This is a genomic window from Nitrosomonas marina (assembly GCF_900111605.1).
Classification (GTDB): Bacteria; Pseudomonadota; Gammaproteobacteria; order Burkholderiales; family Nitrosomonadaceae; genus Nitrosomonas; species Nitrosomonas marina_A.
This window is the reverse complement of record NZ_FOIA01000033.1, coordinates 1-14,046: the sequence shown is the minus strand read 5'-3', so window position 1 is coordinate 14,046 and position 14,046 is coordinate 1. Positions and strand designations below refer to the sequence as shown.

The following is a 14,046-nucleotide window of genomic DNA, read 5'->3' as shown; positions in this document are numbered from 1 at the left end:
GGATCCGTTTAATCCGTTTAATCCGTTTAATCCGTTTAATCCGTTTAATTGGATTCTTCAATGCAAAATTAAGTTAAAATAATTCTGGCGGTTCCTTCGTGAAGAGGTCTTTATTATTTTATATGGCACACGATAACAAACAATCGCGACCCGAAGCGCGTACACGCAAAGAAGTATTCATCAGCTATAGTCGCACTGACAGCGAAGCGTGTATCCGGCTGCGTTCCGAATTGGAAAAAGCCGGATTGAATGTATTTCGTGATGAAGACGTTATCCGGGTGGGTGATCGCTGGGTAACGCAGCTCGAGCAGGCGCTGGAAAATTGTAATGCTTTTGTATTACTGGTCGGGCGTAATGGCGTTCAGCGCTGGGTCGGTGCTGAAGTACAAATTGCTTTAAAGCGGCATCTGTCGCCTCACGATGATGCGATGCGGTTACCAATTTTTCCTGTACTGCTTGATGACGCGAATCCGGAATCATTGCCACCTTTTCTTGCATTGTTTCAGGTAGATTACTGGAAACACGCCGATCCCTTGCCGGATGCATTAATCGAAGCCATCAAATCCCATGTGATTCGCACCGACAGCAGGCAACTTTTCGAAGGCTGTCCTTTTCTTGGGCTTAGTGCATTTGAGAAAAAAGACGCAAGGTTGTTTTTCGGACGGCGCAAGGAAACGCTGGAAGCGCTCGCTTGCCTGGGTGATCAGCAACAGACCAATCCGGACAGTCTTAATCAAAGTGGCGGCACGGCTTACAACCGTTGGTTGCAGATCGAAGGCAACAGTGGCTCGGGTAAATCATCACTGGTCAGGGCCGGTATGCTGCCGATGATTGAGCAAGGCGCATTATGGGCGCGTACTGGCTTTGATCAATGGACGATCATCGGCCCGATGATGCCCGGCAAAACTCCCCTCGCAAAACTTGCAGAAACACTGGAACAGGGACTGGTTGATAACCCTGCAGAACGTGATTCACTCAGGCGTTTGAAACGGTTTGAAGATGACCCGCGTGCGCTCGCATTCGCCATCAAGGATTTTAAGCGCGCGGATACCAAAACTGCATTCTTGCTTATCATTGATCAGTTTGAGGAACTGTTTACTTTTGCGGATGAGGATTCACGCAAACAGTTTGACGCGTTACTGACCAATGCGCTGCAAGATCCGGAATGCCCATTGTTTCTGATCAACACCATTCGTGCCGATTTTCTTGACCGGTTCGAACGGTTGCCCAGCCTGCAGGCACTCTACAACAGCCACTGCAAACGCTTTTTTCTACCGAACATCTCAGAGCAGGGGATGCGGGAAGTTATTGAACAACGCGCGCACCTGGCCGGGCTGGATGTCAGTGAAATCATGACCGTCATGCTCGAAGATGCAAAAAACGAATCTGGCGTGCTGCCACTGATAGAAAATGCCTTGCTGACATTATGGCAGCACCGAAAAGGTAACCGCCTGAGTGGCGATTTTTACCGTCAAAAGAATGGGCTGGCCGGTATGCTCAGTACGCAGGCCGATATGTTGCTGGAAAAAATCGACAAAGGTTCCGCAAAAGGCAAGCAGGGGGCATTAGAGTTGTTACTACGCCTGACGCGTATTAATGATGATGGCCGCCACACGCGTCAGCGAGTCACGCGGGAAGAAGCCATTTATGTTGCGGGCAATGGCAACCTTGAGCTTGGTGAACATATACTCATGATGCTTTCCGGAGGGCGTAATGCAGATGACTCGATCGGTCAGCAAGGTGCTTTACGCCTCGTGACCGTCAACCAGGAAAATGATCAGTATTATGTCGACCTGATTCATGAAACATTGATCCGCGCGCGCAGCAAGGATGAAAAAAACGGGAAACTCATCGGCTATTGGCCAACACTGTACAATTACGTTGAAAAAAACCACAACCGTGAACTCTACCGCCAGCAAATCAAATTCAAGAGTAACCAGTGGCATCAGAGTCAATGGCTGGGGCGTTTATGGCATTTATCTTACTCGTTTACCGATATTCAAAATTTTCGCACATTGCGGCTGCGTAAAAATACACCAGAAGGCCGGTTTCTTGCCTGGAGTCAGCGGCTGCTACTGGGTGTAGTTCTCTTCTGGCTTGGCGTGGTTGCATTTATTGGCGATTCAGTTTATTGGGCCAAGAATCATGATTACCCTTTGGAAGTCGAACTCTGGAATCCACTCTACCGTTTGGGCTACAGCCCCTTGCCTGAGCTGGTACCTGTTCCAGCAGGCACTTTCATGATGGGTGATGAAGCCAGTGACAAGATACCCGTTGACATAAAAGAGCCGTTTCAGCTCGGCAAATATGAAGTGACCTACAAACAATACGACTATTATGTGTGGACGCAAAAGCGCCAGAATATTGTTGATATTAAGTTTCCGAAAGATGCTCCTGGTGGTCGTAGCAGTCAACCGGTTGTTAACGTTTACCATCATGACGCTGCAGCCTATGCTGCATGGCTGGGTGAACAGATAGACCATGAATGCCGCCTGCCGACCGAATATGAATGGGAGTATGCTGCGCGCGCGGGAACCGATACAGCCTATTACTGGGGCGATGACGTCGGCCAAAATAACGCCAATTGTGCTGGTTGTGGGAGCAAATGGGATAGTCAGCAGGCGGCGCCGGTGGGCCAATTCAAAGCCAACCCGTTTGGACTGCACGATATGCTGGGCAATGTCTGGGAATGGACCTGCTCGCCTAGAAATGACTCATTGCATGACGGCGTACAACAATGTCCAGAGTTGCCAAACAACGAGTATTTTCGTGTGCTGCGCGGCGGTTCCTGGTTCAATAGTCCAGACAGCATGCGCGCGTCGAACCGCGACGACTTCCGTCCGGGCGGCCGTAGCTTCAATATCGGCTTTCGGGTGTTATGTTCGTCCCCCATCGAATAGCGGTTCGCTGGCGCGCTGAACACTGAGGCGCTGTGCCGCTGTCCACTGTGCGCCGCGAAGCGGCGCCGCACGCAATTTTTTGCTTTTGTTTTGTGGATAATATCGGCATACTGACCGAGCAGATCGGTTTTGCCGTTTTGTGGGGTTCCCTGAGACGAGAATCGTGTGCTGCGCGGCGGTTCCTGGAACAATAATCCGAACAACATGCGCGCGTCGAACCGCAACAACAACCATCCGGACAACCGTAACAACAATATCGGTTTTCGGGTGTTGTGTTTGTCCCACATCGACGTCTGCTTCGTTTGCCGGAAGTGCCAGCCGGTTACGGCTTGCTGGCCGAGGCCGGAGAGGATGGATGGCGCAGGTGAGTCCCGTCCGCACGTGCGCCGTTGTCATGATTTGCCACGTCGGGCATATATTGAAGCCGGGCGCCGCCTGGATACGTTCTCGCGGCGTCCACCTCTATTGATGCCGTTTATTGATGCCGTTAACGGGAGGACTGCTTGATCCAGCCGCCGAGCAGTTTGCCGATTTCCGCCACCAACGTGCTGACATGAGTATACTGACCGTCGTTGAGCCAGTGCCAGTGATGCGCCAGCCGCAAATACAGGCGCAAGCGGTTCAGCGCCGCATCAGCATCTTCCAGCGCTGTTTTACGGCGTGTGCTGCGGCTGCTCTGCGCTGTGAAGACCGCCTCCTGGCAATCGAGTGCTGCGTCCATCATGCGCTGCGTTACCGTATATCGGTAAATTCTGGGAAAATGCTCGGTTTTCGGCAACAGCCAGTTTAATAGATCAAATAATCGCGTGAGCAATACGAGTTCCTGTGCCATTGACATTCTCCGGTTATAGCGAAGCTTTCCAAAAACTCTGCAGTTTGCCGCATCTGCTGCAGGCATTCCAACGGGCTGCCGCCGGAAAACGTCGCAAAATCAATGTGGCCGCATTCGAGTTCCAGTTAATGGATCATTTGCTGGCATTACAGGATAAGCTGATCAGTGATTCATACACACCCGGTGCATATACCCATTTCTTGATTCATGAACCGAAGCGGCGCAAGATCAGTGCAGCCATGTTTCGTGACCGGGTCGTGCATCATGCGCTCTGTAACATCATTGAACCACGTTTTGAAAAAGTTTTTATTCCGGACAGTTACGCCAACCGTGTCAGCAAAGGCACGCACCGCGCGATCGATCGCTTGCAGCATTTTTGCAGGCATTACACTTATGTTTTACGCTGTGATATCCGGCAGCATTTTGCATCGATTGATCATGCCATACTATTGGAGAGTCTCAAGACGCATATCCCTGAGCCCGATCTCATGGCGTTGGTTGAAAAAATCATTGCATGTGGTTGCGAGGTGCTGGCGGATGAATATACCATGGTCTGGTTTCCTGAAGATGATCTGCTTGCAGCCTGTCGACCACGCGGATTGCCCATCGGTAATCTGACCTCCCAATTCTGGTCAAACTGTTACCTGCATGATTTCGATCTGTTTATTAAACGCGAGTTAGGCTGCAAGGCGTACCTGCGTTATGTTGACGATTTTGCACTTTTCGGCGACAGCAGACAACAGCTTTGGGAATGGAAAAAAGCGTTGAAATTAAGGCTGGCCCGGTTGCGTTTGACGATTCACGACCACAAAGCACAGGTAGTGCCAACTGCGCATGGCGTGCCGTGGCTCGGCTTCGTTGTTTACCCGGATTTTCGTAAAGTCAAAGCACGAAAAGTCAGGCATGCGACCCGGCGTCTCGAACAACGTTACGCTGCATACTGCGATGGACGCATTTCCTTTGCTGAATTCGATGCCAGTGTCCAGGGCTGGATCAATCACCTGCGCTTTGCCGATACATGGGGGCTGCGCCGTCATGTATTGCGGCCGTTTCGCATCAAACCCGGCGATCTGCGGCACAAAAAATCGCGCGCCGCTACGCGGCGCGATCAGTGAATAGCAATTCAGCATTTCAGTGTTCAGCGCGCCGGCGTACCGCTATTCGATGGGGGACAAACACAACACCCGAAAAACGATATCGTAGTAACGGTCGACCGGATGGTCGTTGTGGCGGTTCGACGCGCGCATGAGGTTCGGATCATAGTACCAGGAACCGCCGCGCAGCACACGATTCTTGGTGCTATCTGCTTGCAAACATTGTTGCGCTATTTCTTTGACTAATTCGTCGCTATATCCGGAGCAGGTCCATTCCCAGACATTACCTGACATATCATGCAAGTCGTAAGGATTCGCCGGGAAGCTGCCGACAGGTGCAGTCATGTCGCCATCCCAATCACTGCCGCAATTATTGCAGTTGGCGTTATTGTTCCCAAATTCACTACCCCAATGATATGCGGTTGCCTTGCCACCACGTGCTGCGTACTCCCATTCCGCCTCTGTCGGCAGCCGGCAGGTCTGGCCGGTTTGCTGACCCAGCCATCGGGTATAGGCTTGTGCATCGTGCCAATTGACATTGATCACCGGACGATTCAAACGGTCTGGCCAGTTTTCATCATCGGGATATAGCCATTCGCTGCCGTCTTTTCTTTTATTGCCATTTTGCCGCATGTGCCACACAAACGTATCGTACTCAAGGAAAGTGACTTCGTGTTTGCCCATGAGGAAAGGCTTGGGAATGGTCACTTCATGCACCGGCTTTTCATCACTACCACATCTATAAGCAACATCATCGCGGCCTTCCAGGCAACCCATGGTGAACTGACCCGCCGGGACTTCGACCAGTTCCGGCTTGGGTGTATAGCCGAGCACCCACAGCGGTTTGAACAAGGCATATTCAGTTGTCAAATCGTTTTCCTTGGCCCAGTCTGCTGATTGGATCAAAACCTGGGTTAGGAAAGCGATCAGTAAAACCAGGACCAACGCATTGATCGAGGCACGCGCACGGCTCCAGCGTAAAAAAGTCGATTCCAGGCTTTCCGGCGATGCCAGTCCTCGAAAACGGAATAGTTTCCACCAGCCAACAAGCCCGAACAGCCGCTTGAGCCCTGTGCGTTTCTGCCACTTTTGCGTCAAGTCTTTGAGATCATACTCAGGGGTCCCTTTCAGTGCACGCTGCAGTTGATCCTCTTTTGCCCGGCAGGCAGTCAAATACGCAGAACCCGCCTCACCCAGCAGGCGATTGAAATCAGTCCGGGCACAAATCCGTTCAGCGGCGACAAGACGCGCACCCCCATGGACCAGCCAGGTATCAGTACCGCCATGTTTGCGCCAGTCGCTGGCGGCACGCTGCACGCTTTCCAGCGCTTTGAGGTCTATTTCATCGTCGTCGAGCCATTGACTGAGCATGTTCCATTGACGCAGCAACGCTTCGTGCGCAACCTCGACGACTTCAACGGCCTCACTTTCCTGCATCCCATAGTCCAGTTTACAGCGATCACGCAACAATAACCGCACCTCGATCAGCCGCTCCAGCAATGGATGTGTTTCAGGCGGTAATTCATCCCAGCGCGCGATTTTTCGCATACGCTCACTGGTGTGCGGATCGACGCCCGCAAGCCAGGGTACAAAAGCTTTATGCAACAAAGCGTTTCGCTCAGCCTTACCGGCTGGAACAACGGGTTGTCGTCCCGGTTCGGCAAAAGCGGCTTCGACTACTGCTTCAATCGAGCCGCGCACACCTCCCATGGCGTTGTATTCATCCAGGCGCAAATCACCGTCGCTGCCATATTCGACATAGAGCCGCTCAAGTGTAAATGCAAGTAATGGCAATGCATCCGCACCCTCGGCATCGCGCAACAGTTGTTCGGTCAGTTTAGATTCGACAGTTAGTTTGTGCCCTGCCGCCGTGGCACGCGTTGCAGGGCCTTCGATGACCGTTTTGTATTGTTTAGGGGAAATGGGCGGCAAATCGAACAATCGGGGACTAATATCTTCGAGACTAGGTTCGGTTTGCAAGCGCTCGTAAGCATCGGAACGAATGGTTACTATAACCAATGGGCGATTTTTGATACGCTCCAGCGTTACCTGGTCAGATTCGGGTAGCGACAGGTTTTCTGCCAGCATCGCCAAAAATGGCTCAGATTCCTTGCGCCCTTCGGTGCTTGTCAACTCTTCAGCCTGGTCGATAGCGATCACAACCGTCGGAACCGGTTTTTCGGATTCACGCGTTGAACTAAACGCTGCACTGATCCGTGTACACGCCAGTTGTTGCAGTTCGTTGAGCAAATGCATCAGACCATTGGGCGCTTGCAGCTCAGTACGAATACTCGCGCGAGTTTTGGTTTGTCCCAGGTCATTAAATGCGGTTTCAAGGCTCGCAATTAGGCCAGCGGGGCCGTTTAATACCGCATGTTCCGGCCGGATTACCGGTAACGGTAAAAAATGCAAATCGTCGCGCATAAGCCTTGGCCACAGGCCGGCGCGCATAAAGGACGATTTGCCTGATCCTGAAGCCCCCAGAATGACCAGCATACGTTCGATATGTTGTTCCTGCATCGCACGTAATGTGTCAAGCCCATGCACAATGGCTGCATCCCGCCCGAAAAATACCGCAGCATCGACCGCTTCCAGCGGTTTCATGCCACGATAAGGGACGCGCTTCGGATCATCATGCGGCGGCCATGGGAAACTGGCGGGATCGAGTCCGGCGCGCTGCAGACCGATTTTAAGGCGTGTGAGACCAGCGTCAGCAAATGAAACTTCGGTCTGTGGCACGATTGGATCGTGAGAAACCTGATACGTGCAACGCTTCGCCCCCTGCACCAGATCGCATAACTGCCATTCGGCTGTCATTTCCTTTGGCAATGTTTCAAGCGGCGTCGCCTCGACCAGCACACCAAAAATGGCTTTGCCAAGTTGTTTGGCCAGTAAAAACTCGGCCTGGCACCAGCGCGAATCACGCCAGGCTGGCGAGATCAAAAAAATCACCGCCTCGCAGCGGTGTGCCGCATGCTTCAAAGAAGCCTGCCAACGCTCTCCAGGCGCCAGACCCTTCGCTGGCTCATCAACATCGAGAAAATAATCGTCCCAACCATTTTCCTTCAACCAACACGCAAGGGCCAGCGCATGCGCATTATTGTAACTGGAGTGACTGAGAAAGATTTTCGACATTACAAGTAATTATATAGTTTCCGTATAACTACCATGCATTAGGAAAGGAAGCAACAAAATTATGATGTTAACTCAATGTGCTAACTGCGTATCATCCTAAAATAGAACGATATTCAGATCTGAAAAACATGATAATACTGGCTGCTTTAAATTATTTGATCAGTTTATCGTAGATTTATTGAAAGAAATCGACTGACTGGTTTTGGCCGTTATGTAGAGCTCTGCATAGCGGCCATTATGTAGACAACTCAGTTATGGATAGCATTGTTACAGCGTCCATGGCAGTTGCGTTGTTGCGTTGCCGAAGCCATGTTCAAACGCTATACAATTACAGGCACTTCAGGAACTCTAGTAAAGAGTCCGGGGCGTGGTATCGGCGAATATTGGTGCCGAGTTCCTGAAGCTTGGCAAGAGTTCGCTCCTTCATGACCAAGTCTGCTTCCACGTAATGATGGGTGGTCGTTAGGCGTTTCAAGCAATTAGCGGGCTTGATGATCACCTAGGGCAGGGGACTTGCCTTCGTAACTTACCACCGGCGGTCGCTTCACGCCTTTTGCGGGATTATGTGTCACCGCGTTGTTCTCAGATAGATATTCAAACAAAGAGGACAGGGCAGCGAGGCGAATGGCGTATAGTCATACCGCTAAAATCACGACCAGCCAGCTCATCGCGTCAGGCGATGATGTGGCCGCGAGCGACTTCTCTGAATTCTTCCGGTTTTTTTTGATGCCGGTGAAAGTCATAAAATCTCTCAACGCGTTTTTGTAAGAATGTCGGGGTTGCGCATTACCCAAGTTTGCAAACCATTCAATTTCGAGAGCTACTTCTGCCAGCCAGCCGTGCAAAATCTGCATTCGTTAGCAGCCGGTTTGAGGTGGCGAGCGGGCCAGGGGTGCTTGGTGTAATACACTGAGCCATGGTTACGTCTCCTTCATCCATGGATTTATAAGCATAACATGGGCAGACTCAAAGTCTTTTACGTTCCGCGTCATGAGATGCAGACCGTGCTGCAAGGCCGTTGCAGCAATGAGCCCGTCACTCGCATTAATAACAATACCATCCTTCTGCGCTTTAGCCGTTATTTCCCCCCATATCGTGGCTGTTTCTGCATTGATCGGCAATAAGCGCTCGGAATACGCGTGTTCAATATGGGCGAACCATACAGATAATTCTTGTTTACGGCGACTATCCGGCAAAAGCGTAATGCCCTTACTTATTTCTCCCAAGGTAACTACACTTAAATATAAGTTCTCATCCGGAACATTGTTGACGGCTTCATAAACCGCGGCCAACGGCTCCGGCTTATAAAGTTCGGATAACACGCAGGTATCCAGCAGCACCCTCATAAATCGACCGATCTCATCGGACTTTTATCACGCATATCATCAAGATGATCTATTTCATGAGGTGGCGAAAGAATATATTGCTTAAAGGTCTTTCTCTGACCGATTAGTTGTTCATATTCTTCTTTAGAGATGATTACAACATTACCATCCCGGCGATGAACCAGTTGCGCCTCTCCAGCCAGGGCATTATTGACCAGTTCACTCAATTTATTCTTTGCATCTGCGATACGCCATTCTTTCATATCAAACACCAATAAATAAACTAGATTATCTAGATTTATTATAGGCGAGGAATATGAGAAAATACAAATCTAGTTTTAAAAACTGGAAAAGGACTTAGGTGTCAGTCTATTATTGACAATATATTATCAATAGCAAGCTACGCCCTATACTCACTTATTTTTTGTTTTCTGTAAGATTCTTCACATCCTAATGCCTCGAGCTGTCAATTAACCTGTTCAGTCAAGCAAAAGTTGATTTTTTTAAGCATTATTTTTGAGGAAAAAGTGAGTTTTTGGGTTTTATTTTTCCATATACAGTCCTGCTGTCCCGTTAACTTTCAAAATAGAGTAGGCTGATAATCATATTTGTAATGACTGTTAGGTGGATCGCTGCATATTCCGGCGAAGTTGAACACTCATTCCGGACCAATGTGAACACAGATTTTTCCAACGCATGACGGGTTGTCTTTTTACTTTATTTGTTCATCTTGAGTCACTAAACAACCACCAGCTTTAGCTGGTGGTTGTTTAGTTATTACGTATCAGGATATCCAGTTTTTTTCTAAACGTGTTGACGAAAGGCTTCGTCTTAAGAGTACCGTTTTTGTTTCTTTCTACCCAGAGGATTCTTTCTTGAGCGAAATCGAACGGCAATTCTGGGGATTGTTTTTCGCGGATAGGAATCCAGCTCGCGGGCTCTGGTGTAATTTCGTCTACTCTGCCATGGAACATTCCCGCCTCGAACACGACGTTGATATTATCAATGTAATCGTTATCAGCAACTTTCTGCGAAAAATAGCAGATGCCATATCTGCAGCTTGCAATTGCCTCCAATAGTTGTTGATTGATGTTGCCCGGTTGATTCATATCCTTCCAGTAGATAAGATCCAGTTTCTCCGTATAGGTGCTTTCATCCAACACATTGCATACAGCTGAGATTACATCGGCTTCGGCATCAGCAGAAGAGGCTAGGAATATTTTGGGTTTCGTAAGTTTTGGTAAGGGTCGACTCAGGAGTTGTTGAAGGTTATCTAGAGCAGCTGTTGTACTCGTTTTCTGCGCATCGGCAGATCGGAATAGATGAATCAGGATGCCAAGAGTCTCTGTGATTTTGGATAACTCGCTTTTAGCTTCATCCGTGATTTCGATGTAGTCAGATGTTTCAAAATTCATAACTCCCAACATGTCATTTTTGTGACAGATTGGAATAATAATCGAAGTTCTGAGCTCTTTCTCATCTATACTTCCATTTGTTTTATAGTCAGGAAGAGTTTTAAGGCCAGACCATAGATCACTAAATCCACTACTACATTTCTTGAGATTTTGTTTACCATTAGCGCTGACGATCCAAAGTGGTTTGCGCTTGCCATAGGCGAGCGAAGTCAGACTATTATAGTTACCATTGCTTGTTTTTATAGTTCTGACGTGTTCGATGTCGAGTGCTCCCATACCATATTGTTTTAGAGCGGGTTGGTTATCGACTTCGCTGGCAAGGTGGAGCTTTGTGGATTCAATCCCAAGTGTTTCTCGGCAATATTCGTCTATCAACCGATTGATACGATTAAAACGGTCAATGTCAACGACGTCGACTGACAAGGCGAAAAGTTTCAATTGATCACCGAATGTAAGCGGCATAATGTTTACCTCGTTTTTGAACAATTCGTTGATTTTATATTAAAAAGCAATTGTTTTTGTTTATATTCAATAATCTTTCATTTTTCTAGTTTAATGGAAATAAAATAGTTTCTCCCGCAATTTCTACCAACATTAACAACAGAATCAAATTAAAGATTTTTCGGAGTAGCCTATTTCTTTCACACGAATGAGGCCATCCAACTAATGTTGGTTTTTGACTTTTGGCTACTTTTAGACTTGAAAACACCCTTCGAATAAACTTTGTCCCGGTCAGTAGATCAAGAAGAATCATTAAAGGCGGGCACGGTTGATTTTATATCAAAGGCAATCGTCTTATACAAAGTTTACCAATTTAGCAGATGGTAATGGAAGAATAATCCTCGCATTTTCTCTCATAAATATTTATTTCGCTGTGCGCTGTGCGCTTTATCTTGCCCGTTGAAACAAGCTGCAACAGTGCTGTCGTATCTGTACAACCAAAAACGTCAGCTTCATCAAATTGGCAAAAACAGTGGATAAATACCAGTAACCGTGGCCGAAGTTATGTTCGAAGTGGTAGCCTTGTGTTTTCATGGTGTTAAAAGTTTCATTCTCGATTTTTCAGCGTGCGCGCCCGGCGCGCATGAGTTGCATCAGATTCTCAGGTGTAATCGTAATGTCTGTTACCCAGGAGAAATGCTGGGTTTTGCCTGAAGGGTGATGTTCCCAATACTCCAGAAAGTTGACTTCGAGTTCAAAGTTGGCATCGTTAAGAGGAGCGCCATTCGAATCTATACGTGTTTGATCAACATGACGCCGGACATCGTTGACTGCAAACATTGGCCAAGCGGTGAGAAATTTATTACGATAGATTGGTTAAAAATTCAAATCGATGAATTGATGCGTTTCTTATTTCAAGCACCCATCTGTCCAAATTCATTTGACGACGTACAGTTCAATAATTATGAAACTCTGGAATTAATGAAATGCAAATAAAAAGAGCTAGAAAGCTACTTAATTATTTAAGCTATATTTTTTTATTCATTTTTATTTTTAGTGTTATTTATGGTAATGATCAAATTGTATTAGTATCTTTTACAATTTTTTTTATTATTATGTACATTAGTGGAGTTTATCTGGATCGAAAAAAGGACTATGAAGTAATTGATTGGTACATCATAAGGACTGTTTCTAGAAATATTAGTTTGCTATCTGCAATATGGATTCTGATACATATAATATTTGCTGGAAAATTTGTTTACGGAATTCTTCCGCTAGTCCTTTTATTTGTATTTATTAGTTTTTGGTTGTTAGCTGAACTGAACATAATGTTTAAACGAAAAAAACCACCTCAAATTTTTCTCAGTTATGCTCATGCAGATCAATCAATTGTAAAAGAGTTATATCAAAAGCTAAACGAACAAGGTTACAAGCCTTGGTTAGATATAAATGATCTTAAGCCTGGCACAAACTGGAATGATGAAATTTATAAAGCAATAAATCAATCAGATTTTTTCATTGTTTGTTTGTCAAAAAATTCTATTAATCGAGAAGGTGTGATTCAAGAAGAAATCGATATGGCGATGAACATTTGGAAGAAAAGAAATGCAGATGATATTTTTTTGATACCCTTGCTTCTTGAAAAATGCGACACTCCTTCAAAATTAAATTTCATACAATGGGTTAACTTGGAAAAGTTTGAGTATTTGGTGCATACAATCAATGAGGCATGGAAGAATAGAAAATAAATTATACCGACTTTTCTGAGATCTCCTTGTTTGAGCTAAGTAAAGGACTGTAAATTAAACTGTGCAACGGTCTGAGTTAAGCATATTCAATCAATCCTCGAATTCGATCATAAAACGATTCAAAGCAGCTTTCCAGTTTTTTCGGCATTATCCATTTTTTGGGGACTTCCTGGATTGCCAGAAAATGACCCTAAAAGTGGATCCGGTTAATTGGACACTCACATCCTTAAAATCTATCTGCAAATTCCAAGTAAATTTGCAGATAGCTATATGCATTATTTGGATTAATTTCAAAAAAGATTTTCCAATCAGGTCATGCTTTGATATAGCATATTGAAAATATATAATTACAGATAAGGAAGTGACTTACTATGACCCGCACTGGCGTGAATCTGCATACTAATTTGATGAGTATGCTTAGGTTATAAGAAGCTGAATAAGATTAGATTGCAATTTCCGGGACTCATGATTCAAGCACGCAACAAGGTTCGCCTAATGCAAAATGTCAAGGCTGGACAATAAGAGAGCCAAGGTAGATTTGTTCAGTAAACAATCACAATCCAATTCATAAAGTTACCCTGCAAACCCGAACATGTAAGCTTTTTTCGTGTAATAAGTACTCATGAAACTGAATCTTAAGCAATTACATGTACGCGACCGGTGGCGACGGTTCATCGCTATGTGACTTGCTTTTTTGTGACCGCTGCCCCCGTGATTTCTATTTCACGTGCCTTACTTCCGGTGAGTTCTCCATGTAATCCAAATAGCTCTTTAATTTGACGTCACTCCAGGTCAGAAAGTAAACTTCTTCGACCACATACCCTGGTTTTGTTTTAGCTGGTGGATGGGCGCCTGAAACAAATTCCTGACGGTTTGATCCAGACCGGCCCCGCCTGTCCCGGTACCCAGCAATGGAAACAGGATGGTTGTAAATTTTTCCTTATCTGCCCGCTTTAGCGCGTTGGTGATGCAGACCGCTAGATTGCGCACCTGCAGATTGATCCGAGAATGAGAGAAATTTTTATCGCTTGTCGGTATGTTTAACAGACAATCCGACTTTAAGTAGCTTAGCAAAAATAACTTGAACACTTTGGCTTAGTGTATATCTGACAATTGATGAGGTTTGATTTGGTAATTCCATTCACCATGGAATTTG

12 protein-coding genes are annotated in these 14,046 nt (G+C 46.7%); 4 read left to right on the top strand and 8 right to left on the bottom strand.

What is annotated here, in order from left to right; all coding sequences use genetic code 11:
* The first annotated feature begins 122 nt into the window (after window positions 1-122).
* Both BMY62_RS13215 and BMY62_RS16715 read left to right on the top strand, forming a co-directional pair.
* Window positions 123-2,900, top strand: a complete 2,778-nt coding sequence (locus tag BMY62_RS13215; protein ID WP_090660895.1) for an nSTAND1 domain-containing NTPase — start codon at window positions 123-125, stop codon at window positions 2,898-2,900.
* 204 nt (window positions 2,901-3,104) lie between these two features.
* Complete coding sequence (locus BMY62_RS16715; RefSeq protein WP_256207621.1) at window positions 3,105-3,407, top strand: hypothetical protein; 303 nt, start codon at window positions 3,105-3,107, stop codon at window positions 3,405-3,407.
* Here BMY62_RS16715 and avd read toward each other — a convergent pair.
* Entirely contained in the window at window positions 3,388-3,732 is a 345-nt protein-coding gene (avd, locus tag BMY62_RS13205) for a diversity-generating retroelement protein Avd (RefSeq protein WP_177170396.1), read from the bottom strand. The genes BMY62_RS16715 and avd overlap by 20 nt on opposite strands.
* On the opposite strand from avd, the gene BMY62_RS13200 reads away from it, so the two are divergent.
* The gene (locus BMY62_RS13200) at window positions 3,726-4,847 is read left to right on the top strand and encodes an RNA-directed DNA polymerase (RefSeq protein ID WP_177170395.1); all 1,122 of its coding nucleotides are present in this window, start codon (window positions 3,726-3,728) and stop codon (window positions 4,845-4,847) included. The genes avd and BMY62_RS13200 overlap by 7 nt on opposite strands.
* 42 nt (window positions 4,848-4,889) lie before the next feature.
* Here BMY62_RS13200 and BMY62_RS13195 read toward each other — a convergent pair whose 3' ends face one another.
* From BMY62_RS13195 to BMY62_RS16570, 6 genes are all read right to left on the bottom strand, one after another.
* A complete protein-coding gene (locus tag BMY62_RS13195) occupies window positions 4,890-7,961 on the bottom strand; it encodes an nSTAND1 domain-containing NTPase (protein ID WP_090660882.1) in 3,072 nt (1,023 codons plus the stop codon).
* Window positions 7,962-8,596: 635 nt separating this feature from the next.
* Window positions 8,597-8,815, bottom strand: a complete 219-nt coding sequence (locus BMY62_RS16365) for a hypothetical protein (RefSeq protein ID WP_218142986.1) — start codon at window positions 8,813-8,815, stop codon at window positions 8,597-8,599.
* Window positions 8,816-8,881: 66 nt separating this feature from the next.
* Window positions 8,882-9,307: a type II toxin-antitoxin system VapC family toxin gene (locus BMY62_RS13185; RefSeq protein WP_090660879.1), complete on the bottom strand. Its 426-nt coding sequence runs from the start codon at window positions 9,305-9,307 to the stop codon at window positions 8,882-8,884.
* Window positions 9,304-9,549 (bottom strand): type II toxin-antitoxin system Phd/YefM family antitoxin, encoded by a 246-nt coding sequence (locus tag BMY62_RS13180; protein ID WP_090660874.1) that lies wholly within the window; start codon window positions 9,547-9,549, stop codon window positions 9,304-9,306. Before BMY62_RS13180 ends, BMY62_RS13185 begins: the two co-directional genes overlap by 4 nt.
* 507 nt (window positions 9,550-10,056) lie before the next feature.
* The gene (locus tag BMY62_RS13175; protein WP_090660871.1) at window positions 10,057-11,163 is read right to left on the bottom strand and encodes a hypothetical protein; all 1,107 of its coding nucleotides are present in this window, start codon (window positions 11,161-11,163) and stop codon (window positions 10,057-10,059) included.
* Between the two features lie 600 nt (window positions 11,164-11,763).
* Complete coding sequence (locus tag BMY62_RS16570; protein ID WP_256207620.1) at window positions 11,764-11,982, bottom strand: hypothetical protein; 219 nt, start codon at window positions 11,980-11,982, stop codon at window positions 11,764-11,766.
* Between the two features lie 146 nt (window positions 11,983-12,128).
* Here BMY62_RS16570 and BMY62_RS13160 point away from each other — a divergent pair, with 146 nt between their 5' ends.
* Complete coding sequence (locus BMY62_RS13160; protein WP_090660865.1) at window positions 12,129-12,890, top strand: toll/interleukin-1 receptor domain-containing protein; 762 nt, start codon at window positions 12,129-12,131, stop codon at window positions 12,888-12,890.
* Window positions 12,891-13,682: 792 nt separating this feature from the next.
* Here the strand turns inward: BMY62_RS13160 and BMY62_RS13155 are convergent.
* Window positions 13,683-13,880, bottom strand: coding sequence for a macro domain-containing protein (locus BMY62_RS13155; RefSeq protein ID WP_177170393.1), 198 nt, complete (start codon window positions 13,878-13,880; stop codon window positions 13,683-13,685).
* Window positions 13,881-14,046 lie beyond the last annotated feature (166 nt).

Coding starts and splice junctions, on each gene's coding strand:
- BMY62_RS13215 (WP_090660895.1), top strand. CDS start 123: ATGGCACACGATAACAAACAATCGCGACCCGAAGCGCGTACACGCAAA.
- BMY62_RS16715 (WP_256207621.1), top strand. CDS start 3,105: ATGCGCGCGTCGAACCGCAACAACAACCATCCGGACAACCGTAACAAC.
- avd (WP_177170396.1), bottom strand. CDS start 3,732: ATGGCACAGGAACTCGTATTGCTCACGCGATTATTTGATCTATTAAAC.
- BMY62_RS13195 (WP_090660882.1), bottom strand. CDS start 7,961: ATGTCGAAAATCTTTCTCAGTCACTCCAGTTACAATAATGCGCATGCG.
- BMY62_RS16365 (WP_218142986.1), bottom strand. CDS start 8,815: ATGCAGATTTTGCACGGCTGGCTGGCAGAAGTAGCTCTCGAAATTGAA.
- BMY62_RS13185 (WP_090660879.1), bottom strand. CDS start 9,307: ATGAGGGTGCTGCTGGATACCTGCGTGTTATCCGAACTTTATAAGCCG.
- BMY62_RS13180 (WP_090660874.1), bottom strand. CDS start 9,549: ATGAAAGAATGGCGTATCGCAGATGCAAAGAATAAATTGAGTGAACTG.
- BMY62_RS13175 (WP_090660871.1), bottom strand. CDS start 11,163: ATGCCGCTTACATTCGGTGATCAATTGAAACTTTTCGCCTTGTCAGTC.
- BMY62_RS16570 (WP_256207620.1), bottom strand. CDS start 11,982: ATGTTTGCAGTCAACGATGTCCGGCGTCATGTTGATCAAACACGTATA.
- BMY62_RS13160 (WP_090660865.1), top strand. CDS start 12,129: ATGCAAATAAAAAGAGCTAGAAAGCTACTTAATTATTTAAGCTATATT.